The organism is Prosthecodimorpha hirschii (assembly GCF_001305515.1).
Classification (GTDB): Bacteria; Pseudomonadota; Alphaproteobacteria; order Rhizobiales; family Ancalomicrobiaceae; genus Prosthecodimorpha; species Prosthecodimorpha hirschii.
Genome location: NZ_LJYW01000001.1, coordinates 2,990,693 through 3,017,611, shown reverse-complemented (window position 1 = coordinate 3,017,611; position 26,919 = coordinate 2,990,693). Strand labels below are relative to the sequence as shown.

Below are 26,919 nucleotides of genomic sequence, written 5' to 3'. Positions count from 1 at the left end.
ACGGTTGTCCCTCCGAACCCCGAGGCGAAACAACGACGCGCCTTCGTGGCGACCGTTCCGCCTCAATCTTCGAAAGGAAGAGAGCATGAACCAGAAAGTCAGCGACACCTTCTCCCTGGTCGACCATATCGGTTCCAGCGCGAAGGGCACCGCGGCGGATATCGGCGCGGCCAAGGACACCGTCGCGGCCAATGCCGACGCCGTGATGGCTTCGGCCAAGGACGTGCTCGCGGAGATGCGCCGTCTGGTCGAGACCTTCGCCGAAGCGACCGGCGAGAAGGCCGCGGAGGCGGCGGGTGCCGTCGCAGGTGCCGGTGCCGCCACCGCCGACAAGGTCGGCGCCCTCGCCCATGACGCAGGCGTGTTCGGCCGGAACTCCCTGGAGAGCGTCACCGATGCCGTCTCCAAGCGGCCGCTCACGGCGATCGCCGTTGCGGCCGGCGTCGGTCTGCTCCTCGGCATGATGTCGCGGCCGGGAGCCGGTCGATGACAATCGCCCGCCTGTTCGGACTGGATTTCGATCTGGTCCGACGCCGCGGGATGGTGGTCACGATCGCGGCGGCCGTGGCCGGTCTGGCCCTGGTCGTCGTGGTGATCTTCACGGCCATGGCCGTGCAGATCACACTCGCCCGCCATGTCTCGCCCGAGGCGGCGGCGCTGATCGTCGCCGCCGTCGCCGCATTGGTGGCGGTCGTCGCCGTCGTGACCCTGACCGTGATGGTCCGGCGGACCCGGCGCGAAATCGGCAGCGCGGTCGCGGCGAGCACCATCGTCTCGCTCGCCCCGACCGCCTTTTCGCTCGCCCGACGCCACACCCGGCTCGCCGCCATGGTGACGGCGGCCGGCGTCGGCTTCTGGCTGGCCCGTCGCGGCAAGTGAACCCGGGGGTCGGTGAGCCCCCGGCCGGCACCCGGCCGCGTCGGACCGTTCTCCCGCTCAGGGCGTCGGGATCAGCTTGGTGACTTCGGTCGCCATGTCGGCGAGCACGGCTTCCGGGGTCGCCTTCTGCTCGGCGATGCGGGCGAGCTGGTCGACCATCACCTGGGTGACGCGCACCGAGTTCTGACCCGGGAAGGCGTACCACGGGATCATCAGCGGCACCTGCTTGGTCGCGGCGACGAAGAGCGGGTTCTGCTTGTAGAAGTCGCCGAGATATTCCGGATTGTCGATCGCGATCTGGTTGGTCGGCACGTAGCCGGTGTTCTTGACCATCAGGCTGGTGCCCTCGGCCGAGGTCGCGAATTTGACGAACTCCCAGGCGGCGCGCTGGCGGTTCGGATCCTTGGCGGTGATCATGGCGCCGGCGCCGCCGGTCGGCAGGCGGCCCTTGACCGGGTCGATCACCGGCATGACCGTCGTGCGCAGCGTGAAGTTGGCGCCGACCGACTGCGAGATGGCGCGCACCTGCGCGGTGGTGCGGAACATCATGCCGAGCTTGCCGGCCGCGAAGGCCTGCAGGTCCTGGGTCGAGCTCGCGGAGGCCGCGAGGTTCGGCATCCGGCCTTCCTTGACCATCCGGTCGAGCAGCTTCAGCGCGGCGAGCCCTTCCGGACCGTTGAAGGCGACCGCCTTCTCGTCGGTCGTCAGCATGCGGCCGCCATAGCCGTAGAGCAGCGCGGAGAACATCCAGTCGTCGCCCGGCCAGCGGAAGAACATGCCGTTGATGCCGTCGCCGAGGCCGGCGATCTTGGCGGAGAGCGCGATGGCGTCGTCCCAAGTCTTCGGGAAGGCCTCCGGATCGGCGCCGACGCGCTTCAGGAGATCGGCATTGTAGTAGGAGATCGGGTTGGAGGTGGCGAAGGCGAGGCCGGCCTGGCTGCCGCCGTGGAAGCCGAGGCCGAGCAGCGGCGCCGAATAGCCGAGGCGGGCCGGATCGCCCTCGTCCTTGAGCAGGCCGCGCAGGTCGAGCGCGATGCCGCGTTCGGCGAACAGGCGCAGGCGGTTGAGACCCTGGAAGGACACGTCGGGCAGCTGGCCGGTGGCAGCCTGGCGCAGGATCAGCTGGGCGCCGTCCTCGTAGGTCGGGGTCGGGTTGACATAGCTGACGCGGATTGCCGACTGGCGGGCGTTGAAGGCCGCCGCGATGGCCTCCTGGGCATCCTTGAAGATCGCCGGCATCGAATAGTGCACGACGAGATCGACGCCGGCCGCGCGGACGATGCCCGGCATGGCGAGCGTCGCGGCAGCCCCGCCGGCGAGGCCGAGCGCTCCGCGCCGGCTGATCGAGAGGTCGAGTGTCATCGGTCGGTCTCCTTGAAGGCGAAGGCGCCCGCCGGTCATCCCTTGAGACCGGTCATGGTGATGCCTTCGATGAAGCGGCGCTGGGCGAACAGGAAGGCGGCGACGAGCGGGGCGGTCATCACCACGGCGGAAGCCATCAGGGCGCCGAAATCCGCACCCGCCTCCTGGTTCTTGAAGTAGAGGACGCCGAGAGCCGGCGTCGCCAGGTCGCCCTGCGAGATCACGATCAGCGGCCAGAACAGGTCGTTCCAGTGCGCCACGACCGAGAAGATCGCGAAGGCGGTGGCGGCCGGCCAGGCATTGGGCAGGACGATGCGCCAGACGATCGAAAGGTCGCTCAGGCCGTCGAGCCGCGCCGCCTGGATCATCTCGTCCGGCATGCTGCGGAAGAACTGCCGGAACAGGAAGATCGCGAAGACCGAGATGGTGAAGGGCGCAATCAGCGCCGCATAGCTGTTGAGCAGCCCCGCCTTGGCGAGCGCGATATAGATCGGGATCGCCGGAACATGGGCCGGCACCATCAGGCCGAGCATGACGAAGCCGAACAGGACGTTGCGGCCGCGGAAGTCGAGCTTGGCGAGCGCGAAGGCGGCCGGCACCGCAAAGGCGATCTGGAAGACCAGGATGCCGGCGCAGACGATGACGCCGTTGGCGAGATAGCGCCCGACCGGCACCTCGGCGAAGACGCGGCCGTAGTTTTCGAGCCCGTGGAAGCGCTGCGGCAGCAGCGCCAGCGAGGCGCGGAACACCTCGTCCGGCGGCTTCATCGACACGGCGAGCATCCAGACGAAGGGTGCGACGAAGATCGCGGCGAGCAGCGTCAGGACGACGAGGCGCGGCAGATCGGCGAGGAGCGGGCGGTCGTCGGTCATGGCGTCACCCGTAATGGACGCGACGGTCGATCAGCCGGTTCTGCACCAGCATCAGGACCGTGACGGCGACCAAGAACAGAAGCGTGATGGCGGCCGAGTAGCCCATCCGGAAGAACGAAAAGCCTTCCGTGTACATGGTGAAGAGGATCACCTCGGACGCCTTGTTGGGGCCGCCCTGGGTCAGCGTCGCGACGGTGTCGAACACCCGGATCGCCCGGACCGTGGTGATGATCACGACGAACAGCGTCGTCGGCCCGAGCATCGGCCAGGTCACCGTGACGAAGCGGTCCCAGGCGGATTTGACGCCGTCCATCTCGGCCGCCGCATAGAGATCGCGCGGGATCGCGGTCAGCCCGGCCAGGAACAGCACCAGGTTGAAGCCGGCATTCTCCCAGATGCCGATCAGGCCGAGCGACAAGAGCACCGTGCCGGAATCGCCGAGCCAGTTGGCGCCGTCGATCCCGACCGCGCGCAGCAGCGCGTTGAGCGGGCCGATGGTCGGATGCAGGATGTAGGACCATGCGGTCGCCATCGCGACGGTCAGCGAAACGACGGGGAGGAAGAACAGCGCCCGGAACAGCGCACGGCCGCGCCGGCCGCCCTCGATCAGGAGCGCGATCGCGAGCCCCAGCGCGACCGAGACGGGCGCCACGAACAGGACATACAGCGCCGTGTTGGCGACCGAGCGCAGGAAGCCGCGGTCGGCCATCAGTTCGGTGAAGTTGCCGAGCCCGACCCAGCGGAAGCCCGGAGCGCCGAGTTCGTAGTCGGTGAAGGCGAGCACGACCAGCGCCAGGCTCGGCACCAGGATCATCGCCACATAGGCGAGCGTCGCCGGCGCGGCCAGCAGCCAGGCGACGGCCGTCTCGCCGGCATGCCGGCGCGCGGGTGCGGCGCGGGTCTGCGCGATCGTCGCCGCCTCAGCCATGAACGCGGGCTCCCGCCGGCATGGGGGCTGTCGGCACGGCCGCAACGCGGGCCTCGTCGGCGCCGAACAGCAGGCCGCGCCCGGGTGCGGCGACGAAGCCGACCACGCCGTCGGCCGGCAGGCGGTTGCGGTCCTCCGGCGCGATGCGCGCCACCACGTCCTCGCCGGTCGCCGTCAGGCGCGCATGGACCAGGAGCGCCTCGCCCAGGAACTCGACATGCTCCACCCTGGCGGCGAGCCCGCGACCCTGCATCAGGGGGGCCGGCGCCAGGACGAGATGCTCCGGTCGGAGCGCATAGACATGGGCGCCGCGCGCCGACGCGGCGAGACCCATGGCCTGCCCGGCGACGCGGACCAGGCCGTCGGCCCCGATCTCGGCGGCGAGCGTGTTGATGCGCGGCGAACCGATGAAGCGGGCGACGCGCAGGTCGCGCGGATCGTCGTAGACGGCGGTCGGGTTCGCCACCTGCAGGATGCGGCCGGCCATCATCACCGCGACCCGGTCCGACATGGTCAGCGCCTCGGCCTGGTCATGCGTCACGTAGATGGTCGAGGCGCCGGCGCGCCGGTGCAGGTCGACGATCTCCTTGCGGGTCTGCACCCGCAGGGCCGCGTCCAGATTGGACAGCGGTTCGTCCATCAGGAACACGTCCGGCCGGCGCACGATGGCGCGGCCGAGGGCGACGCGCTGGCGCTGGCCACCCGACAATTGAGCCGGCTTACGATCGAGCAAGTGGCCAAGACCCAGGCTTTCGGCCGTCGCGATCACGTCGGCCTCGATCCCGGCGAGCGCCGCGCGGGTGCCGGGCCAGGCGCGGCCGACCAGAGGCAGCCGCTGGCGCGCGCCGAGCCGCCGCATGACCAGCGGCAGGGCGATGTTCTGGCGCGCGGTCATGTGCGGATAGAGCGCGTAGGACTGGAACACCATGGCGACGTTGCGGTCCGCGCCGCGCAGGCCGGTGACATCGCGGCCGGCGATCGAAACCGTGCCGCCTTCGGCCCGTTCCAGGCCGGCGACGATGCGCATCAGCGTGGTCTTGCCGCACCCCGAAGGCCCGACCAGGGAGACGAACTCGCCGGGCGACAGGTCCAGCGAGACGTCGTCGACGGCCCGGACGGCGCCGAACCGTTTGTGCAGCGATGCGATGGTGACGCCTGCCAACTTCCCGCTCCCGATCGGACAAGACCGGCCAGCCATACGGTCGGGACATGACAGGGCGGCGAAGCGGACGCGTCATTCCGGTGACAGGCGCGCCGGCGGCCGTCACGCGGCCGACATGGGGCGGCGGTAGCGGAACGCCCGATCACTCCCGGGGCGCGCCATGACCGATTTCCGCATCGTCCAGATCTCCGACACGCATCTCTCGCCGTCGAAGCCCTTCTTCAACGCCAATTTCGACCGGGTCGCCGACTGGCTGCGCCAGGAACGGCCCGATGCGGTGTTCCATACCGGCGACATCGCGCTCGACGGTGCCGACCGCGACGAGGATCTCGCCTTCGCCCGCGCCGCCCATGACGGTCTCGGTCTGGAAACGGCCTTCGTGCCGGGCAACCACGATGTCGGCAACAATGCCGAGCCCGGCGAGGTCGTCCACCAGGGCGTCGACGCGACCCGCCTCGACCGCTACCAAAGCGTCTTCGGTGCCGACCGGTGGATCCGCGACATCGGGGCTTGGCGCTTCGTCGGGCTGAACTCGGCCCTGTTCGGCTCGGGCCTGGACGAAGAGGCGGCCCAGGAGGCGTTCCTGGCCGAGGCGCTCGCCGCCGGCCCCGGTCGGCCGGTCGCCCTCGTGCTGCACAAGCCGTTGTTCCTGGACGAACCCGACGAGGCGGCCGAGACCGGCTACTGGTACGCGCCGCGCGGCGCGCGCCGTCGGCTGGTCGACCTGATCGGCTCCGCCGATGTTCGCCTCGTCATGTCAGGCCACATCCACCAGCAGCGCATCCGGCTGTGGCGCTCGACCGCCATGGTCTGGGCCCCGGCGGTCGCCTTCGTGGTGCCGGACTGGAACCACGAGCGCCTCGGCGAGAAACAGTGCGGCGTGGTCGACTACCGCTTCTCCGGCGACCGCGTCTCCGTGCGCACCGTCCGCGTGCCGGGCACGGTCGATCACGATCTCGGCGACTTCGAAGACGCCTACGGGCCCTTGCCGCGCACCAACTGAGCGCGTCGGCGCCGATGGGCTGCGCGACCCCGGCTGACGGCGCCGGCGCGGTCGGGCGGCCCCGTCAGTTCGGCGCCGAAAGGCGCCATTCCTGCAGCACGGTCCATTGCGCGATCGGAATCGTGTCGGCCGAGCGGACGACCGCGATCCGGTCGAACCGGATCGGCCGGTCGGCCCAGCCGGCCTGCATGTGCGCCTGCGCGGTGTCGCGGGCCGGACCGGGCGGCACGCCGTAGGCGAGCGACACATGCGGCAGGAACGGATGCGCCGGATCCGCTCCGGCGGCGGTCCGGACGGCGGCATGCAGCGCGGTGAGGGCATCGGTCGCGGCCAGGCGGACATAGAAGGCCCGGAAATAGGCGGCTCCGGTCTCGACGGCGACGACCGGAAGGGTCAGCGCCGGATGCCCGCCGGCAACCGCGCCGATCCGCGACGCCAGGCCCGCCGCATCGATCGGAAGGTCGCCGGCAAGCGTCGCGTGGGGCCGGTAGCGCGGCGTGCCGAAGCGCCGCGACAGCGTCTCGACCTCGGCCGACAGCCGGCTCTCCTCTTCGGGCACCGCCAATAGCCAGACGGAATGCAGGGACGTGGTTTCGGTCATGACGCCCCTCAGCTGGTCGCGCGGACGACGAGATGCGGTTCGATCCGGATCCGCTGCGCCGGCGCGGACGGATCCGCGACCCGTCGGTCGAGCAGATCGCAGATGGCCGCGATGCGCCGGTCGAGCGGGCTGGCGACGGTGGTCAGCCCGATCAGCGGCCAGGCCGCCGGTGCGGTATCGTCGAATCCGGTGACGGCGATGTCGCGCGGGACGGCGAGGGCGGTTTCGGCGCGCAGCAGGTTGAGAACCCCGAAGGCGATCGCATCGTTGCCGCAGACCACGGCATCCGGAGGCACCGGCCCTTCGAGCAGACGGCGCATGCCGTCCACGCCGCCGGGCTCGGTGAAATCGGTATGCACGATGCCGGCGGGTGCCAGTCCGTGGCCGGCGAGCGCCGTCCCGAAGGCCTCGGCGCGCTCGCGGGCGCTGGCGAGGCTTGCCGGTCCGGAAATGCAGGCGAGCCGGCGCCGTCCGCGTCCGACCAGGTGATCGACCACCAGCGCCATGCCGCGTCCGCCGTCGGAGGAGACCGCATCGGCATCGGGCAGGGCGGAGGCCGGGCCGGCCAGGATCACCGGTCCCATCGCCCGCACCGCCGCGATCGCGTCGACATCCAGGCTGCCGGCGGCGACGATCGTGCAGGCGACGGGATATTCGGAAGCCTGCGCCAGCGCCTCGACGGCATCGCCGCCCGCGCCGACATGGACATAGAGCGTGCGCCAGCCGCGCGTCTGCAGCTCGTTCAGAAGCCGGTCGAAGAAGACCGCATAATAGTAGTTGTCGATGAAGCCGGCCACGAAGGCGACGAGTTCGGAGCGGTCGCGGTTGAGCTGGCGCGCGAAGGCATTCGGCCGGTAGCCGAGCGTCCGGGCCGTGGCGATGACGCGGTCGCGGACGGCGTCCGATACGCTCGCGCCCGGCGTGAAGCTGCGCGAGACAGCGACCCGCGAGACGCCCGCCACCCGCGCCACGTCCGCGGCGGTGATCCGGCGGCCCCGCCCTCTCTGCCCATCCGTTCCGTCTTCGCTCAACCCGAGACCTCCCGACGACCGCGCCCTTGCGGCTGCCGGCTGCGGCCGGCCAACGCGCCTTCGCCGCATATGTACACGTGTTCATGTCACTGTCGTGTTGGCCTGCTAGCCCCCTGAGGGTGACCGGCAGGACCGCCGGTCGGCGGAGGAACCGATGCCGCAGCAGGGGACGGCGGTTGCCATCGAGGGGCTTGAGGTCGGCTATGGCCGCACCCCGGTGCTCGACGGCATCGATCTGGCCATCGAACCGGGCAGCTTCGTCGCGCTGCTCGGCGCGTCGGGCTGCGGCAAGACCACGCTGCTCCGGTCGATCGCCGGTTTCATCGAGCCGCGCGCCGGGCGCATCCTGATCGGCGGGCGCGACGTGACCGGCACGGGTCCGGAACGGCGCGGCACCGCGATGATGTTCCAGTCCTACGCGTTGTGGCCGCACATGTCGGTCGCGCGCAATATCGGCTACGGGTTGAAGCTGCGCGGCTGGCCGCGCGCCGACATCGCGCGGCGGGTCGACGAGATCCTGGCGCTGGTCGAAATGTCGGGTTTCGGCGGCCGGTCCGTGACGACCCTGTCGGGCGGGCAGCGCCAGCGCGTCGCGCTCGGCCGCGCCTTGGCGGTGCATCCCCCGGTCCTGCTCCTCGACGAGCCGCTGTCCAATCTCGATGCCAAGATCCGCCTGACCATGCGGCACGAAATCCGCGCGCTGCAGCGGCGCATCGGCTTCACCGCGATCCACGTCACCCACGACCAGGAGGAGGCGATGGTGATGGCCGACCGGCTCGTCATCCTCGAGGCCGGGCGCATCGTGCAGGACGGCCGGCCGGAGGACGTCTACCGGCGTCCGAACTCGCCGACCGTGGCGTCGTTCCTCGGCGCCGACAACGTGATCGAAGCGGAGGCGCGGCGCGACGGAACGGATCTCGTTCTCATCCTGGCCGGCGGCATCCGCGCCCGCATCGCCGGCACGCCGTCCGTCGAGGGGCCGTGCCTGCTGCATTTCCGCGCCAATGCGGTCACGCTCGCGGCTCGGGAGGGCAGGGGCGACTGCCTCGCCATTCCGGGTCGCATCGAACAGTCGAGCTATCCGGGCGGCCGCTACCGATACCAGGTCGGCACGCCCGTCGGCCGCTTCTTCGTCGACGACGCCTACCGGCTCGACGACGGCGCCACCGTCACCATCGCCATTCCGGCACCGTCGCTGCACGTCTTCGCCCGGCCCCTGCCGGGCGTGCCGGCGACCCGCGCCGCCTGAACCCAGCGCAAGGAGAGTTCCCCATGCTCGTTCGTCTGACTTTCGGCAGCCTTCTGTCGGCCGCGACCCTGATCCTGGCCGGCCCCGCCGGCGCCGAGACGCTGAATGTCGCCACCGCCGGCGACCAGAACATGGTCGACTACGTCAAGGACTATCTCGGACCGATGTTCGAGAAGACCCATCCGGGCGTGAAGGTCGTGGCCGTCGGCACCGGCCCCGGCGATGCCGGCTCGCAGAAGATCTACGAGAAGCTGTCCGCCCAGAAGCAGGCCGGTGCGGCCGCCTGGGACTTCGACGTGGTCGTCGCCCATCAGAAGATGGCCGGCCAGATGGTCAAGGAAGGCCTGCTCGACAAGTATCGCGCCGGCATCCCGACCGGCGCCCTGGTCACCCGCGATACCGCCGAGAACGCGCTCGGCGCCGATGTCGGCGGCTTCGTCATGCCGATGTTCCATTCCCAAACGGCGATCGCCTACAATGCCGACATGGTCAAGACGCCGCCGGCCAGCTACTCCGAGCTGGTCGAATGGGTGAAGAAGAACCCGAAGCAGTTCGGCTACAACGGCATCAAGGGCGGCATGTCGGGCGTCGCCTTCGTGACCGGCTGGATCTATGCCTTCGGCGGCAATACCGACCGGCTCCTGAAGGGTCCGTATGACGAGACCACCAAGGCCGCCTGGGACAAGGCGCTGGCGGACCTCAAGGACTTCAACCGCAACGCGGTCATCACGCCCGGCAATGCCGGCACGCTCGACATGCTCAACCGCGGCGAGATCGCCATGGGGCCGGTCTGGGTCGACATGTTCTACAGCTGGCAGGCCGAGGGCAAGCTGCCGCCGTCGATGAAGCTGAAGCTGGTCGCCCCGGGCATGCCCGGACAGCCGATGTACTATGCCATCCCGGCCAAGGCGCCGCAGACCAAGCTCGCCGCCGAGTTCATCGCGCTCGCGACCAGCCCGGCAGTCCAGGCCGAAGGCATCGTCAAGCGCTTCAACTGGTATCCGGGCATCGACGCCCAGCATCTGCAGGGCAAGCTCGAGCCGGCGACCTGGCAGAAGCTGTTCGCCGACATCACGCCCGAGGATCTGTCGAGCAAGGGCAAGCCGTTCCCGATCGCGCCCTACTTCAACGACATCCTCGAGAGCTATGAGAAGAAGGTGGCCAACTGACGAGAGGATCCGGTGGACGCAACCCGTCCACCGGGCTCCCCATGGATCGAGAGCGCCCCTCCCTCGCCGGATTCCTCCTCGTCGCGCCGGCCCTCGCCATGGTCGGCGCCCTGTTCCTCTATCCGCTCGGCTATTCCCTGTCGGCCGCCTTCACCGGACCGGACGGACGGCCGACGCTCGCCCATTTCGGCAAGGCCTTCGAGCTCTATTCCGGCGATATCCTGTTCACGATCTTCATCGTCGTCGTCTCGACCGCGGCGACCGCCGCGGTGGCGATCGCCATCGCCGGCATCCTGGTCCTCGGCCGGCCCGGCCGCGCCGTCGCGCTGCTCGGCTGGCTCTACCGCTTCCCGCTCTTCATTCCCTTCATCGTCGCCGGCCAGTGCATGCGCACCTTCCTCGCCAAGAACGGCCTGATGAACAACAGCCTCGTCGCGCTGGGGCTGATCGATCCCGGCCAGGGCGCGAGCCTGCTCGACTGGCGCGGCATCGTCATCACCTTCGTCTGGAAGCAGGTGCCCTTCGTCACGCTGCTCCTGGCCGGCGCCATGGCGGCGCTCGACCGGGCCACGATCGATGCCGCCCGCAATCTCGGCGCCGGCCGGGTCCGCACGCTGTTCGATGTCGTGCTGCCCCAGGTGATGCCGAACCTGACCGTGGCCTTGACCTTGTCCTTCGTGACGATGCTGTCCGTCCTGTCGGTACCGATGATGGTCGCCGGCTCGCAGCCGACCATGCTGACCGTCGACATGGCCTTCCGCATCAACGCCTATGGCGACTACGCCACCGCCAACGCCCTCGGGGTGCTGTCCTATGCGATGACGGCCGCGGCCGCCTTCCTCTATCTGCGCCACGGCCTCCGGACCGGTGTTCTGCGATGACGACGGGTGCCAACGCGATCGCCGGTCCGCGCGTCCGGTCCCTGGCGGCGTCGACCGCAGGCGCTGCGCTGCGCGGCCTCGCGCTCGGCGTCTTCGCCTTCGCGATCCTCGGGCCGCTCGCCAATCTGGTCCTGTGGTCGGTCGCCGAGCGCTGGTACACGCCCTTCAAGCTGCCGGTCGTCTACGGATTTCGGTACTGGGAGGCGGTCTTCCGTCCGACCGGCGACGCCATGGCGTCGCTCGGCACCTCGATCGAGATCGCCCTCCTGACGGTGGTCTTCGCTTTCGCGCTGTCGATCCCGGCCGGCTACGCGCTCGGCCGGCTGCGCCTGCCCGGCCGCGTCCTTCTCCTGATCCTGTTCATGCTGCCGCAGGCCTTCCCGTCCGTGGCGATCTACATGAACGTGGCGCGCATCTTCTACACCTTCGGCTGGACCGGAACGGTGGCCGGCGTGGTCGCGGTGCATACGGTGCACGGTCTGGTCTATTCGGTCTGGATCGCGGCGGCGGCCTTCGCGGCGATCGACCGCGATCTCGAACTGGCCGCCCGCAATCTCGGCGCGTCGGCCTGGAGGACCTTCCTGACCGTCACGCTGCCGCTGGCCACGCCCGGCCTGATGGCCAGCGCCGTGTTCATCTTCCTGGAATCGCTCGACGAATTCACCGGAACCTTCTTCGTCGGCGTGCCGCAGGTCAGCACGCTGCCCCTGCTGCTCTACAATGCGAGCATGGGCGGCAACTACCAGATCGCCTCGATCACCGCCCTGATCCTGCTCGTGCCCTCGATCCTGTTCATGCTGGTCATCGAGCGCTTCCTGAACCCGCAGGTGCTCAGCCGGATCGGCCGTTGAGCGCCCCGGCTTCGCCCGCGGGCGGTTCGGCGGCGCGTTCTGCCGGCGGGCGGCCCGGACCCTCCACGGCTTGCCGGTAGGCGCTGGGGCTGACCCCGGTGCGCTGGCCGAAGAAGCGCGTGAAATAGGCCGGATCGGAGAAGCCGAGCAGGAAGGCGACCTCCGCGACGGTCATCGAGGTGTAGAGCAGGTGCCGGCGGGCCTCGAGCACGATCCGGTCATGGGCGATTTCCAGGGCCGATCGCCCGGACAGGGCCCGGCAGGTCCGCGTGAGATGCTGCGGGCTGGTGCCGAGCCGGCGGGCGAAGTCGGCGATCGGCAGATGGGCGCGATAGTGCGCCTCGACCTCGGCCTTGAACCGTTCGAAGAGACGCTGGCCGGGCGCGGCCCGTGCGCCGGCGGCGTCCGGCAGCGCGGCGGCGATCGCCCGCCGGAAGGCGACCAGGATCAACCCGGAGACCGCCGTCAGCGCCTCCCGGCGCCCGGCGCGGCCCTCGGCAAATTCCTGCAGGGCGAGCCCGAAGACCTGGGCGAGATGGGCGACCTCCGCCGGACGCGGCTCGATCCGTACCGGCCGCGCCAGGTCGCGCCGCCAGGCGCCGTCGCCGAAGGTCGCGCGATCGAGCACCGCCGGCGGCACGCTGGCCACGAAACCGTCGGTGTCGGGCTCGAAGGCGAAGCCATGGACGACCAGCGGCGGCATCGCGATGGCCGTCCCGGCCTGCAGCGGATGCCGCGCTCCGTCGATCGTGGCCATGCCGCCGCCATGCGTCAGCAGGAAGAACTGATAGAGCTCGCCGTGCCGGTGCAGACGGATGTTCCAGTCGTGGACCCGGCTGCGGACCCTGATCGTCTCGATATGCAATTCGTCCGGAAACCCGGCGGCATCCTCGCCGTAGAGCGCATAGGCGGGCGGCAGGCTGCGCATCCTCGGGCTTCCTTGCAGGTTCGATTTGTCCAAGAGACTGTGCGACGGCTCCATTCCCCGCAAGCCCCCGCCGGCGCAGGTTTGCGCCAAGATCGCCGGAACCGGCGTGGCTGAGGGAGGCCCAGGGCATGCGGCATCAGGTTTGTATCGTCGGAGCGGGTCCGTCCGGCCTGCTGCTCGGCCAGATCCTGGCCCGGGCCGGTATCGACGCGGTCATCCTGGAGGCGCGCAGCGCCGAGCATGTCCTGTCGCGCATTCGCGCCGGCGTGCTGGAGACCGGCCTGGTCGACCAGATGCGCGCCTGCGGCTGCGGCGACCGGCTCGATCGCGAGGGGCTCGTCCATCACGGCTTCTCGATGGCTTTCGACGGTCGCACGCATCGAATCGATCTGGCCGGATTGACCGGCGGCCGGTCGGTGGTGGTCTACGGCCAGACCGAGGTGACCCGCGACCTGATGGAGGCCCGTGCCGAGAGCGGCGCCGCGACGGTCTACGAGGCGGCCTCGGTCGAGATCCACGATTTCGACGGCGCCAAACCCTGGGTCACCTACTGGAAGAACGGCGCCACCCAGGTGATCGACTGCGACTTCGTGGTCGGCTGCGACGGCTTCCACGGCGTCTCGCGCGCCTCGGTGCCCGAGACCGCGCTGACACTCTACGAGCGGATCTACGGCACCGCCTGGCTCGGTCTTCTCGCCGACGTGCCGCCGGCCGACGAGGAACTGGTCTATGCCCGCCACGACCGCGGCTTCGCGCTTGCCTCGATGCGGTCGCCGAGCCGCAGCCGCTTTTACGTCCAGGTCCCGCCGACCGAGCGCGTCGAGGACTGGTCCGACCAGCGCTTCTACGACGAGTTCCGCCGGCGCCTGCCCGAGGCGGTCGCCGACCGGGTCGTGCCGGGCCCGTCGATCGAGAAGAGCATCGCGGCGTTGCGCTCCTTCGTGGCCGAGCCGCTGCGCTTCGGCCGGCTGTTCCTGGTCGGCGATGCCGGCCATATCGTCCCGCCGACCGGCGCCAAGGGCCTGAATCTGGCCGCCAGCGACGTGTACTATCTCGCCGCCGGGCTGCGCGAATACTACGAGGACCGATCGAGCGCCGGGATCGACGCCTATTCGGCGCGCGCGCTCGCGCGCATCTGGAAGGCAGAGCGCTTCTCCTGGTCGATGACCGCGATGATGCACCTGCTGCCCGAGACCGGCGCCTTCGGGGCCCGCATGCAGCTGGCGGAACTCGACTATATCGCAAGCTCCGAGGCGGCCTCGACGGCGATCGCGGAGAACTATGTCGGGCTGCCGTATTGAGGCGCGAAGGAAGTCGGACGGGGGGCGGGGTGCGATCTCGCGGGGCTCGCTCCGGGGCAAGGTATGGGAAGGCCGTCGATCCGGTGCACCGGATCCGCGTCAAATCCGGCAATCAAAACATGGCATTGAAGTAAGCCGGCGGCAGAGTGGGCCCCGGCTCTCCGCTTGCGCTCCGGCCGGGGATGCGCCGCGAGAGGGTGCCCTTCGACAGGCATCCGGCCCTTCGCTTGGGCTCAGGGCGTTCGTTGCTCGAAAAGCTCCACTGGAGCTTTTCGTCCACGGCCCCGGGGGGCGTGGATCGCAACTCACCCCTCCACCTTCAGGACTTGGATGAAGGCTTCCTGGGGGATTTCGACCTTGCCGAACTGGCGCATCCGCTTCTTGCCCTCCTTCTGCTTGTCGAGCAGCTTGCGCTTGCGGGTCGCGTCGCCGCCGTAGCATTTGGCGGTCACGTCCTTGCGCAGGGCACGGATCGTTTCGCGGGCGATGATCTTGCCGCCGATCGCCGCCTGCACGGGGATCTGGAACATGTGCGGCGGGATCACGTCCTTCAGCTTCTCGCAGATCGCCCGTCCGCGGCTCTCCGCGCGGGTCCGGTGGACCAGCATGGCGAGCGCGTCGACCGGCTCGCTGTTGACCAGGATCTGCATGCGCACCAGATCCGCCGGCCGGTAGTCGGTGATCTGGTAGTCGAACGAGGCATAGCCCTTCGAAACCGACTTCAGCCGGTCGTAGAAGTCGAACACCACCTCGTTGAGCGGCAGATCGTAGACCACCATGGCCCGGGCGCCGGCATAGGACAGGTCGATCTGGACGCCGCGCTTGTCCTGGCAGAGCTTCAGCACCGAGCCGAGATACTCGTCCGGCGTCAGGATGGTGGCGCGAATCCAGGGCTCGCGGATCTCCTCGATCTTGGTCACCTCCGGCATGTCGGCCGGATTGTGCAGTTCGATGGTGGAGTCGTCGGTCAGCGTCATCTGATAGACCACCGACGGAGCGGTGGCGATCAGGTCGAGATTGAACTCGCGCTCCAGCCGCTCCTGGATGATCTCCAGATGCAGCAGACCGAGGAAGCCGCAGCGGAAGCCGAAGCCGAGCGCCGCCGAGGTCTCCATCTCGTAGGTGAAGCTGGCGTCGTTCAGGCGCAGCTTGCCGACGGCCGTGCGCAGATCCTCGAATTCGGCCGCATCGACCGGGAACAGGCCGCAGAACACCACCGGCTGTGCCGGGCGGAAGCCCGGCAGGGCCTCGGCGGTCGGCTTGCGGTCGTCCGTGATCGTGTCGCCGACGCGGGTGTCGGCGACCTCCTTGATCGAGGCGGTGATGAAGCCGATCTCGCCCGGGCTGAGCTGGGTCAGGTCGCGCATCTTCGGGGTGAAGACGCCGACCCGCTCGATCTCGTAGGTGGCGCCGGTCCCCATCATGCGGACCTTCTGGCCCTTGCGCAGCACGCCGTCGACCACGCGCACCAGCACCACGACGCCCAGATAGGTATCGTACCAGCTGTCGACCAGCATCGCCTTGAGCGGCGCATCGACCTCGCCGCGCGGCGGCGGCAGGCGCTTGACGATCGCCTCGAGCACGTCCGGGATGCCGAGACCGGTCTTGGCCGAAATCGGCACGGCCTCGGACGCGTCGATGCCGATCACCTCCTCGATCTGCGCCTTGACGCGGTCGGCATCGGCGGCCGGCAGGTCGATCTTGTTCAGGATCGGCACGATCTCGTGATGGTTGTCGATCGCCTGGTAGACGTTGGCGAGCGTCTGCGCCTCGACGCCCTGCGAGGCGTCGACGACCAGGAGCGAGCCCTCGCAGGCGGCCAGCGACCGGGAGACTTCGTAGGCGAAGTCGACATGGCCGGGCGTGTCCATCAGGTTCAGCGTGTAGACCTGCCCGTCGGCGGCCTTGTACTCGAGCCGGACGGTCTGCGCCTTGATGGTGATGCCGCGCTCGCGCTCGATATCCATGTTGTCGAGCACCTGATCGACCATCTCGCGGCTTTCGAGGCCGCCGCAGGCCTGGATCAGCCGATCGGCGAGCGTCGACTTGCCATGGTCGATATGGGCGATGATCGAGAAATTGCGGATTTGCGCAAGCGGCGTGGTCATCGGGTTCCGGACAGGTCAGAGGGCGCGCGCTTGATAACACCCGCGGCCCGGCAGGCAAAGGCCTGCAAGACGCCGAAATCGCGGCAATCCGGCGCCGCCGCCCGCACGGTGCCGCCTACGGGCGGTGTCGGCACCGGTTTGCGATCCTTGCCGACGGCGCCCGTCGGTCAATCCTTGCGGCGCAGGCGGACCACCACATCGACCCGGACGATCTCCATGCCGTCCGGAACCGTCGGCAGCTTGCCGATCTCGACCGAACTGGCCGGGATGTCGAGCATGGCATTGTCGCCCTCGACGAAGAAGTGGTGATGGTCGCCGACATTGGTGTCGAAATAGGACTTCGATCCGTCGACGGCCAGTTCGCGCAGCAGGCCGACTTCGGTGAACTGGTGCAGCGTGTTGTAGATGGTCGCCAGCGAGACCGGCACCCGCGCCAGGATGGCTTCCTCATGCAGCGCTTCCGCGGAGACGTGGCGGTGGCCGCGGCCGAACAGAAGCGAGGCGAGGGCGAGACGCTGGCGGGTCGGCCTGAGGCCGGCGCGACGCATCATCGCGGTGACGCAGGTCGGGCGCGCCTCGCCGTCGCGGGCGGACCCGGCCGGGTCCGGCTCGCGCTGGGCATAAAGGGTCACTGACCTCGCTTCCATCGCCGTCCTCGATCTTGGATGCCTTCGGAGAATGCCGGACGTCACTCCTACGGTCAAAAGGTTCATGGTTCGGTTACGGCAGCGGAACGGGATCCGCTCGCCTCGATCGAACCACCAGCGCGTCTCCGGTGTCGCAAGCCGTCGAGGCTCGTCCGGACAATAATAGGAACCATTCGCAAGCAGGGCAACCCGCCGCATGCCCGGAATAGTCCTCATATGCCTTCCGTTACGACGCCGGTTCGGCTGCCTCTGATCTTTCGGAGCCCCGATCCCTATGTTAGAAGGCGCCGCGGTCATAGTCCCGGCCTCTTCGGGGGCTGGAGCCGCATGGGCGGTCGAAGGGTGCCAAGCCCGACGGTCCGGAGTTCCGGGCTGTGCCGCAGAACACGAAAGGGCGATACGGAACCCCATGGACGAGCGCCGCTCCAGCTTTGCTTATGAAGATCTGCTCGCCTGCGGGCGCGGAGAGTTGTTCGGCCCGGGCAATGCCCAGCTGCCGCTGCCTCCGATGTTGATGTTCGACCGCATCACGCAGATTTCCGAGACGGGCGGCGAGAACGGCAAGGGATTTATCCGCGCCGAATTCGACATCCGGCCCGATCTCTGGTTCTTCTCGTGCCACTTCCAGGGCGACCCCGTCATGCCGGGCTGCCTCGGCCTCGATGCGCTGTGGCAGTTGGTCGGCTTCTATCTCGGCTGGCTCGGGTCGCCGGGACGCGGGCGGGCCCTGGGTGTCGGCGAGGTGAAATTCACCGGGCAGATCCAGCCGGGCGTGAAGCTGGTCGAATACGGCATCGAGTTCAAGCGCGTGATGCGCGGCAGGCTGGTGCTGGGCATCGCCGACGGCTGGGTCAAGGCCGACGGCCAGGAGATCTATGCGGCGAAGGATCTGAAGGTGGGGCTGTTCCAGGCCTGATTGCCCGGGACCTCAAGACCGGCGGCCCGATCCGGACAGGCTGCCGGCACCGGCGTTGAGGCGCCGGTCCATCCGATAGCGATTGCGCCCGGCAATGAGAACGAGACGAGAATCGAGGCCCAGATGAGGCGAGTGGTCGTGACCGGGATGGGGATCGTATCCTCCATCGGCAACAACACCCAGGAAGTCATTGCCTCGCTGCGCGAGGCCCGATCGGGCATCACGCGCGCCGAGAAACACGCCGAGATCGGCTTCCGGTCGCAGGTGCAGGGCGCCCCGACGCTCGATCCCGAGGGCCTGATCGATCGCCGCGCCATGCGTTTCCACGGTGGCGGCACCGCCTGGAACCATGTCGCCATGGATCAGGCGATCCGCGATTCCGGGCTCGAGGAGAGCGACATCTCCAACGAGCGCACCGGCATCATCATGGGATCCGGCGGCCCGTCGACCCGCACCCTGCTGGAGGCCTGCGACATCGCCCGGACCAAGGGTCCGAAGCGCGTCGGGCCCTTCGCGGTGCCGAAGGCGATGTCGTCGACCGCGTCGGCGACCCTTGCCACCTGGTTCAAGATCAAGGGCGTCAACTATTCGATCTCGTCGGCCTGCGCCACGTCGAGCCACTGCATCGGCAACTCGGCCGAGCAGATCATCCTCGGCAAGCAGGACGTGATGTTCGCCGGCGGCTGCGAGGAACTCGACTGGTCGCTGTCGGTCCTGTTCGACGCCATGGGGGCGATGTCGTCGAAGTACAACGACACGCCGGCGACGGCCTCCCGGGCCTACGACAAGAACCGCGACGGCTTCGTCATCGCCGGCGGCGCGGGCGTGCTGGTGCTCGAGGAGCTCGAGCATGCCAAGGCGCGCGGCGCCCGCATCTATGCCGAATTGACCGGTTACGGCGCGACCTCGGACGGCTACGACATGGTCGCCCCGTCCGGCGAGGGCGCGATGCGCTGCATGCGCCAGGCGCTGGCGACCGTGAAGGGCAAGGTCGACTACATCAACCCGCACGCCACGGCGACGCCGGTCGGCGATGCCAAGGAGATCGAGGCGATCCGGGCCGTGTTCGGCAAGGACGTGCCGCCGATCTCGGCGACCAAGTCGCTGACCGGCCATTCGCTCGGCGCGGCCGGCGTGCAGGAGGCGATCTATTCGCTGCTGATGATGCAGAACGGCTTCATGGCCGAATCGGCGAACATCGAGGAACTCGATCCCGATTTCGCCGACATGCCGATCCTGCGCCAGCGGGTCGACGACGTGGAACTGGAGACCGTGCTGTCCAATTCCTTCGGCTTCGGCGGCACGAATGCCACGCTGGTGTTCCAGCGGCACGACCGCTGAACGCGACGGCTGGCGCGCCCTGTGCCGGCCGTGTCATAAGGTTTTCAAGAGACTGTGCGATCCGGTTCGAACCCTCGAACGTACCGGATCGCATGTGGACCGATCGCTACGGCTACCCCCACCTGCGCCTCGTCCCAGCGACGAGCGGCAGACGGGCCGATGAAGCAGGGACCCGCATGAGCGGACTGATGCATGGCAAGCGCGGGCTGGTGATGGGCGTCGCGAACGACCACTCCATTGCCTGGGGGATCGCCAAGAAGCTGGCCGATTCCGGCGCGGAACTCGGCTTCACCTACCAGGGTGAGGCCTTCGGCCGGCGGGTCAAGCCGCTCGCGGCCTCGCTCGGCTCCGATTTCCTGATCCCCTGCGATGTCGAGGATGTCGCCTCGGTGGATCGGGTCTTCGAGACCATCAAGGAGCGCTGGGGCCGGCTGGATTTCCTGGTCCATGCCATCGCGTTCTCGGACAAGAGCGAGCTCAAGGGCCGCTACGCCGATACCACGCGCGAGAATTTCGTGCGCACCATGGTGATCTCCTGCTTCTCCTTCACGGAGATCGCCAAGCGCGCGGCCGCGATCATGAATCCCGGCGGCTCCATGGTCACCTTGACCTATGGCGGCTCGACCCGGGTCATGCCCAACTACAACGTGATGGGCGTCGCCAAGGCGGCGCTGGAATCCTCGGTGCGCTATCTGGCCATGGATTTCGGCCTCGACGACATCCGCGTCAACGCCATCTCGGCCGGTCCGGTCCGGACGCTGGCGGGGGCCGGCATCGCCGACGCCAGGCTGATGTTCAATTTCCAGAAGCGCAACTCGCCGCTCGGACGCACCGTCTCGATCGACGAGGTCGGCGGCACGGCCCTGTACCTGCTGTCGAGCCTCTCCTCCGGCGTGACCGGCGAGGTGCATTTCGTGGATTCCGGCTACAATATCGTCTCCATGCCGCGGCTCGAGGAGCTCAAGGACATCGACGATGTCGAGGAGACCAAGGCGGCGTCCGGATCGGTCTCCAGCGCGGCGGAGTGACCCGGCGCGCGCACCGCGCACGGGACGGCGGCGAAGTCCGGCATCGATGGTTTCATGGGAGCGGCCCTGCCCGGGCGGCTCCCATATGCGTTCCTGGGCCTGGCGCAACGGGGGTTTGCGTCCCTCGCGCCTGCGCCGGGGCGGGGACATCGGTCATGCAATTGCGGCATGGCCGCTCGGCGGTATCTGGCATGCCAGATACCTTGATGTCAGGTTGGGTCTTCTCTATATTGCGTTGCAACAGAGTTCGCTGCTGCACGGAGACCCGCCATGATCGGTCCGCACTTCCTCGAATATCTCGCCCTCGCCGTTGCCTTCGGTGGCCTCGTGGCCGTCGCGACCGAGATTTTCGTTCGTGATCCCAAGATCTTCTTTGAAGGTCTCGCCGAGCGCACCAGCTCCGCCCGGGCGCTCGCCAACCGCGCCGCCAAGCTGCCGAGCCCGTCGCGCACGCGCATCGCCTGACATCAGGCCTTCTGCGCTGCAACACCGGCGCAATGCCGCCGGTCCGGTCGGGTGCCGAACCGCAAGCACGGGCGGCAGAATGGCAGTCGGAGATCAACGTCGGCGGCAGCCCATCAGGTTGCCGCCGTTGTTGTTGATATTGATCCCATTCGTGGCAACCGCGCCGGTCACGTTCCAGCGGGCCATCGGACCCGTGACCGGAACGAAATAATTTCCGTCGAAACGCACGGTGCCCGAACCGTTTTCGTTGGCCTGCTGCGGGCGGAAGCCGGTGTCCGTCTTCGTCCACGTATAGCTGCTGCCCGAAATGGACAGAAGACCGAGCGCGATCCCGGTCACGTCGGCGCAGCCATAGGTACCGTCGGCGCCCGCCGCCGAAGCCGGTTGCGCCGCGATGCAGGCTGTCGACGCGATGCCGAATGCCGCAAGCATCGCGATCCAACGCACCCGAGAAACACCGGCCATCTGCGTTCCTTTCCAAAGGATTCAGTTGACGGGAGAGTATTGAACGGCGTGCCGGGCTGTCAATTCTCGCTGCAACGCAATAATTCTGTCCTGCCGTGATGTGAAGCAACATTTGAGAGCGGCAATATAGTGCCGCTATAGACTGTCAAATCTCGAAGGTCTCCGGATCGACCGCACCGTGAAGGCGCAAGGCCGCGGCGCGGGCGAAGCGGATGGTCATGGCCTTGCGGGTCGCGGCGGCGAGCCGGTGTTCGGGCGCCTCGCGCAGGATCTCCGCCCCGAAGGCGTCGGCGACGATCAGGCCGCAATCCTCCGGGAAGATGTCGAGCGGCACCCGCGGACTGGTCGCGAAATAGAGCCGGTCGGAATGCAGCCGGTAGAAGGGCCATTTCTGGTCGACCCGGAAATCCTCGACGGAGGATTTGACCTCGACGATCCGGATGCTGCCGTCGTCGCCGAGCGCGACCACATCGGCCCGGCGGCCGGAGGCCAGCGGCAACTCCTCCACGCAGGCCAGCCCGAGCCGGCGCAGGTGGCGCTTGACGCCGCGCAGCACCAGACGCGTCTCTTCCGGACGGGACGGCATCGTCAAAAGTGTCGGGAGATCGTCGGCGGGCATTCTGCCATCATGCCCCGTCCATGGTCCGGCAGACAAGAAACACGCCGCGCGGCTGGGTTGACTTGACGCGGGCATCCGGAGCGGGTCCGCTGCGGCGGACTTGCCCTTTCCCGGAGCCGCCATGTCGATCCTGTTCTCGCCGCTTGCCGTCGGTCCCGTGACCGTGCCGAACCGTATCGTCGTCTCGCCGATGTGCCAGTATTCGGCCGAGGACGGCTGCGCCGGCGACTGGCACCGCACCTATCTGCCGATGCTCGGCATGTCCGGCGCCGGCCTGGTGATCCTGGAGGCGACCGCGGTCGAACGGCGCGGCCGGATCACCCATGGCTGCCTCGGGCTCTATTCCGACGCCGCCGAGCGGGCCCTGGCGCCGGTGATGGCGGCCGCGCGGGCCTATGCGGTGCCCGGAACAAAATGGGGCGTGCAGCTCGGCCATTCGGGCCGCAAGGGCTCGTCGCAGCGGCCCTGGGAGGGCGGTCGCGCGCTGCCGCCGGCCGAGGACGCCTGGCCGACCTTCGGCCCCTCGGCCCTGCCCTTCGACGACGGCTGGCCGGTGCCCGGCCTTCTCGAAGCGGCCGATTTCGAACGCATCGAGCGCGCCTTCGTGGCCGCCGCCCTGCGCGCGCGCCGGATCGGCTTCGACCTGATCGAATTGCACATGGCGCATGGCTACCTGATGCATTCGGTGTTGTCGCCGCTCGCCAACCGGCGCGACGACGCCTTCGGCGGCGATTTCGACCGGCGCGCGGCCTTTCCGCTTGCGGTGGCCCGGGCGGTGCGCGCGGCCGTCCCGGATCTCGCCGTGGGCGCCCGGATCACCGGAACGGACTGGGCGGAGGGCGGACTGACCCCCGAAGACGCCGTCCGCCTGGCGGCTCGGCTCAAAGCCGAGGGGCTCGACTATGTTTGCGTCTCCTCCGGCGGCATCACGCCGAAAATCCGCATCCCGGTCGGCCCGAACTACCAGGTGCCCTTCGCGGCCCGCGTGAAGCAGGAGACCGGGATCGTCACCCAGGCGGTCGGCATGATCGTCGATCCGGTCGAGGCCGAAGCCATCCTGCAGCGCGTTGAGGCCGACCAGATCGCGCTCGCCCGGGCCATCCTCGACGATCCGCGCTGGGGCTGGCACGCCGCCGAACGGCTCGGCAGCGAAATCGAGCGCCCGGCACAGTTCGCCCGCGTCGCACCGCCGGTCTGGCCGGGCTCCCGCATGCGCCGACCCTGACGCCCCACCCGTCCCTGGTCGATCCGGCCACTTTGCGTCATCGACCTGTCGCGGCGGGTCCGGCGCCGCGCCGGATGCCGCAAAAGGCCCGACATACGAACGGCTTCGGCGTGCCGGCTCTTGAACCGCGCCGCCGGACAACCGATCTCAGCCGGACGCCGGCATCGCCCCGGCCCCGCCGCAGCGGGGAGGCCGTGCCGACATCGGCCTGGCGTCGGAGGCGGGACCGGACCCGGCACTCGCCGGAGGAGACTGGCACGAACTGGAGACGACGCCATGCGCCCGCTCGCCTGGACTGCCGCCTGGATCGGCGTAGCCTTCTGGTCCTTCCTGGTCTTCGGGGCCTGGGCGATGACGCGCATCGTCTTCGGCGTCGCGCGCTGGAGCTTCGGCGACGAGGTGCCGGGCTTCCCGGTCGAGCCGACATCGCCGACCTGGCTCATCGACCTGCTGCAGGGCTTTGGCGGCGTCGCCCTCTTCACGGTCTGGGCGGTTGTCTCAGCCGGCATCCTCGGCACGACCTGGCTGGTTACGTCCCTGTTCGGCCGGTCCGGCAAGGAACCGGGCGGACGGCCTCGGTGATCCGGCCGGCACTGGCGGGGAACGAAATCCCGCATCCGCGTCCGACGCCGCATGCCGGGGCGTTTCCCGTTGCAGCCTCATGGCGACCGTGCCTTGCGGACCGGCAACGGATCGATGCGTCGGCGCCGCGGGACCTTCGCACCCGGCGCGGTTAGGCGCTGCAGGTCGCGAAGGTGCCGGCCGGTCGCGACGGCGGCCGACGATACCTTCCAACCATGCCTGCCGACGATGCCTGCCGATGGGGGCCGGTCCTGCGGCCGGCGATCGGATCAGTGCAGCCAGCGCCGCAGCCAGGAACTGCTGTCCGGCAGAGCCTCGATCAGACGCTCGGCAAGATCGCGCCAATGATTGCGTTCGGCGATCGCCTCTTCGGCGCGCTGGCGTTCCAGCAGCGCGAGCTTCAGCAGGGTCTCGATCTGGCTCTCCAGGCTGGAGACCCGAACCTGCAGCGAGAATGCGTCCTGCCGACCCGCCTCCTTGGACGGCGGCGGCACCGCCTCGGTCGCCTCGCGCGCGCCGGCACCGGCGCCGGATTCGGCGCGGCGTTGCGGGGGACGCGAATCGGTCTCGGCCTTTGGAGCCGTTGCCGCGGCCGGCGGGCTGCGATGGTTTGAAGGCCGGGCCTTCGCGGCCGGGCGTGCCGCCGTCGCCTCCGCTGCCGCCACGGGAGCCGACGCTGCCTTCCGTTTCGGCGACGCCGGCATTTCGGAGGGCGCCGCGCGCCGCCCCTGCGGCCGCGGGGCGGCCGCCTGCGCCTTCAGGAACTGGTCCGGAACGGAAATCCGCAACCGGCCCCTCCGATCGCGCTCGAAACGCCACTCGTTCCGAATCGCCACCGCACGGGCGGCCTCGAGCGGTACCCTGAGGATCTCGGCTAGTTCTTCGGCCGTCAATTTGCGCTCGACGATCATTGCGAAAGACTTCTCCTATCGGCAGTCCCGACGGCTCCAAGAGTTCCGATGACCATCGCGCGCCCGAAGGCGGACACGTTCGAACCTGCGGCCTCATCGTCCGGCAAGGCCATCGTAGGCGATTCGGACCGATGCCGGTCCCGAATCCCACGACGACGGCCTGCGAGCATCCCGGCAGCGCCCGCAGCCGAGACAGTCGGAGGCCGTCCCCGACGACGACCCGCCACCTGACGATGGCGTGTGCGGTCGGCACCGAACGAAGGCAGACCTTCCCTCTGCCGCCCCGCCCGGGCGGGGCACGCGCGGGGTATCCTGACGACACAGTTGCGTTACCTTAACGGGACTTTGCCAGCGGAAGCGGCACCGCAGTCAGCCTCGGTGCCCGTTTTAGGTTAAGTCGCCCGTGATGTCCTTCCGGTCGGAAACCTATGTGGTATCTGCCAAGTGATTATCCGAAGAATTTCACAAGAAGATCAGAACCACATGATGCCATCCCTGCACGCCCGCGAGCTTCCGCTGCGGAAAATGATGTCTGAAGAATATGTCTTCTGCATCCCCAATTTTCAAAGAGCCTATTCGTGGTCGACCGAGCAGGCGGGCGACTTGCTGGACGATCTTTTTACCGAAATCGACGAATACGATCCGGAATGTCCAGTCGACGCGATGCGTCCATACTTCTTCGGCAGCGTCATCCTGGTCAGGATGCCCAACGCGCCCGAGGCCGACGTGATCGACGGGCAACAGCGATTGACCACGCTGACGATGCTCATTTCGTTACTGCGAGACATCGAAACCGATCAGGCCACGGCCGCTGCCCTGCACGATCTCGTCCATGCGCGCGGCAACCCGCTGGTCGGCACGTCCGACCGGTTCCGCCTGACGCTGAGGCCGCGCGACAACGATTTCTTCGCCGCATTCGTCCAGGCCCCCGGGGCCACCCGCACGGTCCCGGACGACCATGCGGAACCCGCCGGCGACGACAACATCCTGCGCAATCTCGTCTTCATGCGCAAAGCCCTTCAGGCACTGTCGCCGAAGCGGCGGCAACGCCTGACGATGTTCGTCGTCGAGCGATGCTATTTCGTGGTCATCACCGCGGCCGATCGCTCGACGGCCTATCGGATATTCTCGGTCATCAACAGCCGCGGCCTCAACCTGTCGACGTCGGATCTGATCAAAGCGGAGATCGTGTCCAGCCTGCCGGACGAGCAGGCCGAGGCGATGGCATGCGAATGGGAACGGATCGAAGGCGCCCTCGGACGCTCCGGTTTCGAATCCCTGCTCCACCACACCCTGTTCGCCCATACCGGCCGCCGGGTGAAATCCATCCTGACCGATTTCCAATCGATCGTGCCCAACGGCATCGGGCGCGAGGCTTTCGTCGCCGACATCCTGATCCCGTATGCATCCATCTACGACTATCTGATCAACCCGAAGGTGTCCTCGGAGTGGGACTCGGGAAGTCTGTTCGTCCTTCGATCGTTCGATTTCAACGAATGGGTCGGTCCGGCCCTTCGCATCCTGAACAATTGTACAGAACAGGCGCTGCACATCGAGTTTCTGGAAAAGCTCGAGCGGCTCTGCTTCTACCTGCTTCTGCGAAGAGACTATACGGGATCGCGGCTCGCCCGATTCGGCAAGATCGTCGATGCGCTGGCGGCCGGTGAGAATATCCTGCAGGACGGGTCGCCGCTGGATCTGAACGATGCCGAGCGCCAGGAACTGCGCGGGCTGCTCTATTCGCCCGCCATCTCTGCAACGCGCGCGCAGCTGCCGATCATGCTGCGGCTTGAGCTCCTGCTGTCCGGTGCGACCAGTCTTCCGGCCCCCGAGGATCTGCATGTCGACAAGTTCGCCACCCGGCGAACTCCGGCGACCGGGCGCGCTTTGACCGTCGGCGCGCGCTCCGACAAGGACATTCTGAACGGCTTGGGCAACCTGGTTCTGGTCCGCCGGCGTCGCAGCCTGGCGACCATCCGGGAGACCGCCGTCGAGCGCCGGGAGCGGCTGATGGGCCACGATGCCAACGAGCCCTTCGCGACATCGGTCAGCCTTCTCGATGCCGAGGGCGATGTCACGGAGCGGCTCGATCAACGCGAGGCTGCCTTCCTCGAGCGGCTCTGCAGCCATTGGCGGCTCTAGGACGGCCGTGGTCGTCGGGCTGCGCGGCGCGGCGCCGGCGTGCGTCAATGGCGGCCTTGGCGTCAGCCTTCGTGCGGCGGCCAGGCGGTGGCCGGAGGCGCGGTCAAACGAAGGGCCTTCGATGGTCGCAGCGGGCCGCCGCCTGGGACCCCCGGGGCCCGCAGTGTCCGTTCGGCAGGATGATGGCCGGACCTCCGCCTGACGGGCCGAGGAATGGCGTTGCCGCCCTGGCCGCAGCCGGCAGAGCGCCGGC

The 26,919-nt window shown here is 68.6% G+C and carries 27 protein-coding genes; 15 read left to right on the top strand and 12 right to left on the bottom strand.

All coding sequences use genetic code 11. From position 1 onward, the window contains the following. Positions 1 to 85: 85 nt before the first annotated feature. Complete coding sequence (locus tag ABB55_RS13150; protein WP_054359213.1) at positions 86 to 490, top strand: DUF883 family protein; 405 nt, start codon at positions 86 to 88, stop codon at positions 488 to 490. Further along, positions 487 to 879: a hypothetical protein gene (locus tag ABB55_RS13145; protein WP_054359212.1), complete on the top strand. Its 393-nt coding sequence runs from the start codon at positions 487 to 489 to the stop codon at positions 877 to 879. Before ABB55_RS13150 ends, ABB55_RS13145 begins: the two co-directional genes overlap by 4 nt. A gap of 57 nt (positions 880 to 936) precedes the next feature. Here ABB55_RS13145 and ABB55_RS13140 read toward each other — a convergent pair whose 3' ends face one another. From ABB55_RS13140 to ABB55_RS13125, 4 genes are read right to left on the bottom strand one after another with little or no spacing between them, the layout of a single operon-like run. Further along, positions 937 to 2,241 (bottom strand): ABC transporter substrate-binding protein, encoded by a 1,305-nt coding sequence (locus ABB55_RS13140; RefSeq protein WP_054359211.1) that lies wholly within the window; start codon positions 2,239 to 2,241, stop codon positions 937 to 939. A gap of 35 nt (positions 2,242 to 2,276) precedes the next feature. Next, on the bottom strand, positions 2,277 to 3,113 hold the full coding sequence (locus ABB55_RS13135; protein ID WP_054359210.1) for a carbohydrate ABC transporter permease: 837 nt from the start codon (positions 3,111 to 3,113) through the stop codon (positions 2,277 to 2,279). Positions 3,114 to 3,117: 4 nt separating this feature from the next. After that, entirely contained in the window at positions 3,118 to 4,041 is a 924-nt protein-coding gene (locus ABB55_RS13130) for a carbohydrate ABC transporter permease (RefSeq protein ID WP_054359209.1), read from the bottom strand. Further along, positions 4,034 to 5,203, bottom strand: coding sequence for an ABC transporter ATP-binding protein (locus ABB55_RS13125; RefSeq protein WP_054359208.1), 1,170 nt, complete (start codon positions 5,201 to 5,203; stop codon positions 4,034 to 4,036). Before ABB55_RS13125 ends, ABB55_RS13130 begins: the two co-directional genes overlap by 8 nt. 160 nt (positions 5,204 to 5,363) lie before the next feature. Here ABB55_RS13125 and ABB55_RS13120 point away from each other — a divergent pair, with 160 nt between their 5' ends. Further along, positions 5,364 to 6,206: a metallophosphoesterase family protein gene (locus ABB55_RS13120; protein WP_054359207.1), complete on the top strand. Its 843-nt coding sequence runs from the start codon at positions 5,364 to 5,366 to the stop codon at positions 6,204 to 6,206. Between the two features lie 64 nt (positions 6,207 to 6,270). Here ABB55_RS13120 and ABB55_RS13115 read toward each other — a convergent pair whose 3' ends face one another. Further along, complete coding sequence (locus ABB55_RS13115) at positions 6,271 to 6,807, bottom strand: 2'-5' RNA ligase family protein (protein ID WP_054359206.1); 537 nt, start codon at positions 6,805 to 6,807, stop codon at positions 6,271 to 6,273. Positions 6,808 to 6,815: 8 nt separating this feature from the next. Further along, on the bottom strand, positions 6,816 to 7,838 hold the full coding sequence (locus ABB55_RS13110) for a LacI family DNA-binding transcriptional regulator (protein WP_160321229.1): 1,023 nt from the start codon (positions 7,836 to 7,838) through the stop codon (positions 6,816 to 6,818). A 154-nt stretch (positions 7,839 to 7,992) separates the two neighbouring features. On the opposite strand from ABB55_RS13110, the gene ABB55_RS13105 reads away from it, so the two are divergent. From ABB55_RS13105 to ABB55_RS13090, 4 genes are read left to right on the top strand one after another with little or no spacing between them, the layout of a single operon-like run. Beyond that, entirely contained in the window at positions 7,993 to 9,087 is a 1,095-nt protein-coding gene (locus tag ABB55_RS13105) for an ABC transporter ATP-binding protein (RefSeq protein WP_054359204.1), read from the top strand. Between the two features lie 23 nt (positions 9,088 to 9,110). Then, positions 9,111 to 10,256, top strand: coding sequence for an ABC transporter substrate-binding protein (locus ABB55_RS13100; RefSeq protein WP_054359203.1), 1,146 nt, complete (start codon positions 9,111 to 9,113; stop codon positions 10,254 to 10,256). 41 nt (positions 10,257 to 10,297) lie between these two features. Then, complete coding sequence (locus tag ABB55_RS13095) at positions 10,298 to 11,137, top strand: ABC transporter permease (protein WP_054359202.1); 840 nt, start codon at positions 10,298 to 10,300, stop codon at positions 11,135 to 11,137. Next, positions 11,134 to 11,988 (top strand): ABC transporter permease, encoded by an 855-nt coding sequence (locus ABB55_RS13090; protein ID WP_083463587.1) that lies wholly within the window; start codon positions 11,134 to 11,136, stop codon positions 11,986 to 11,988. Before ABB55_RS13095 ends, ABB55_RS13090 begins: the two co-directional genes overlap by 4 nt. Here ABB55_RS13090 and ABB55_RS13085 read toward each other — a convergent pair. After that, positions 11,969 to 12,916 carry a helix-turn-helix domain-containing protein gene (locus ABB55_RS13085; RefSeq protein WP_054359201.1) on the bottom strand — a complete coding sequence of 316 codons (948 nt, stop codon included), beginning with the start codon at positions 12,914 to 12,916 and terminating at the stop codon, positions 11,969 to 11,971. The two genes, ABB55_RS13090 and ABB55_RS13085, sit on opposite strands and share 20 nt — an antisense overlap. 128 nt (positions 12,917 to 13,044) lie before the next feature. On the opposite strand from ABB55_RS13085, the gene pobA reads away from it, so the two are divergent. Then, positions 13,045 to 14,217 carry a 4-hydroxybenzoate 3-monooxygenase gene (gene pobA, locus ABB55_RS13080; RefSeq protein WP_054359200.1) on the top strand — a complete coding sequence of 391 codons (1,173 nt, stop codon included), beginning with the start codon at positions 13,045 to 13,047 and terminating at the stop codon, positions 14,215 to 14,217. Positions 14,218 to 14,522: 305 nt separating this feature from the next. Here pobA and lepA read toward each other — a convergent pair whose 3' ends face one another. Beyond that, a complete protein-coding gene (gene lepA / locus ABB55_RS13075; protein ID WP_054359199.1) occupies positions 14,523 to 16,325 on the bottom strand; it encodes a translation elongation factor 4 in 1,803 nt (600 codons plus the stop codon). 167 nt (positions 16,326 to 16,492) lie between these two features. After that, positions 16,493 to 16,876, bottom strand: a complete 384-nt coding sequence (irrA, locus tag ABB55_RS13070; protein WP_054362032.1) for an iron response transcriptional regulator IrrA — start codon at positions 16,874 to 16,876, stop codon at positions 16,493 to 16,495. 505 nt (positions 16,877 to 17,381) lie between these two features. Here irrA and fabA point away from each other — a divergent pair. The 4 genes from fabA (at position 17,382) to ABB55_RS13050 (ending at position 20,722) form a co-directional block, all read left to right on the top strand. Beyond that, positions 17,382 to 17,888 (top strand): 3-hydroxyacyl-[acyl-carrier-protein] dehydratase FabA, encoded by a 507-nt coding sequence (fabA, locus tag ABB55_RS13065; RefSeq protein ID WP_054359198.1) that lies wholly within the window; start codon positions 17,382 to 17,384, stop codon positions 17,886 to 17,888. A gap of 123 nt (positions 17,889 to 18,011) precedes the next feature. Continuing rightward, a complete protein-coding gene (fabB, locus tag ABB55_RS13060) occupies positions 18,012 to 19,229 on the top strand; it encodes a beta-ketoacyl-ACP synthase I (protein WP_054359197.1) in 1,218 nt (405 codons plus the stop codon). Between the two features lie 176 nt (positions 19,230 to 19,405). After that, positions 19,406 to 20,257 carry an enoyl-ACP reductase FabI gene (fabI, locus tag ABB55_RS13055; protein ID WP_054359196.1) on the top strand — a complete coding sequence of 284 codons (852 nt, stop codon included), beginning with the start codon at positions 19,406 to 19,408 and terminating at the stop codon, positions 20,255 to 20,257. Positions 20,258 to 20,527: 270 nt separating this feature from the next. Continuing rightward, positions 20,528 to 20,722, top strand: a complete 195-nt coding sequence (locus tag ABB55_RS13050) for a hypothetical protein (protein ID WP_054359195.1) — start codon at positions 20,528 to 20,530, stop codon at positions 20,720 to 20,722. A 93-nt stretch (positions 20,723 to 20,815) separates the two neighbouring features. On the opposite strand, the gene ABB55_RS13045 is transcribed toward ABB55_RS13050, so the two are convergent. Together ABB55_RS13045 and ABB55_RS13040 are read right to left on the bottom strand one after the other, a co-directional pair. Next, entirely contained in the window at positions 20,816 to 21,187 is a 372-nt protein-coding gene (locus ABB55_RS13045; protein WP_152982033.1) for a hypothetical protein, read from the bottom strand. 145 nt (positions 21,188 to 21,332) lie between these two features. Then, positions 21,333 to 21,773: an MmcB family DNA repair protein gene (locus ABB55_RS13040; protein ID WP_054362031.1), complete on the bottom strand. Its 441-nt coding sequence runs from the start codon at positions 21,771 to 21,773 to the stop codon at positions 21,333 to 21,335. A 154-nt stretch (positions 21,774 to 21,927) separates the two neighbouring features. On the opposite strand from ABB55_RS13040, the gene ABB55_RS13035 reads away from it, so the two are divergent. Both ABB55_RS13035 and ABB55_RS13030 read left to right on the top strand, forming a co-directional pair. Next, positions 21,928 to 23,031, top strand: a complete 1,104-nt coding sequence (locus ABB55_RS13035; protein WP_054359193.1) for an NADH:flavin oxidoreductase/NADH oxidase — start codon at positions 21,928 to 21,930, stop codon at positions 23,029 to 23,031. Positions 23,032 to 23,307: 276 nt separating this feature from the next. Continuing rightward, positions 23,308 to 23,613 carry a hypothetical protein gene (locus ABB55_RS13030; RefSeq protein ID WP_054359192.1) on the top strand — a complete coding sequence of 102 codons (306 nt, stop codon included), beginning with the start codon at positions 23,308 to 23,310 and terminating at the stop codon, positions 23,611 to 23,613. A gap of 269 nt (positions 23,614 to 23,882) precedes the next feature. Here the strand turns inward: ABB55_RS13030 and ABB55_RS13025 are convergent, their stop codons facing one another. After that, a complete protein-coding gene (locus ABB55_RS13025) occupies positions 23,883 to 24,524 on the bottom strand; it encodes a hypothetical protein (protein ID WP_054359191.1) in 642 nt (213 codons plus the stop codon). A gap of 528 nt (positions 24,525 to 25,052) precedes the next feature. Here ABB55_RS13025 and ABB55_RS13020 point away from each other — a divergent pair. Further along, positions 25,053 to 26,666: a DUF262 domain-containing protein gene (locus tag ABB55_RS13020; RefSeq protein ID WP_054359190.1), complete on the top strand. Its 1,614-nt coding sequence runs from the start codon at positions 25,053 to 25,055 to the stop codon at positions 26,664 to 26,666. Positions 26,667 to 26,919: the final 253 nt, after the last annotated feature.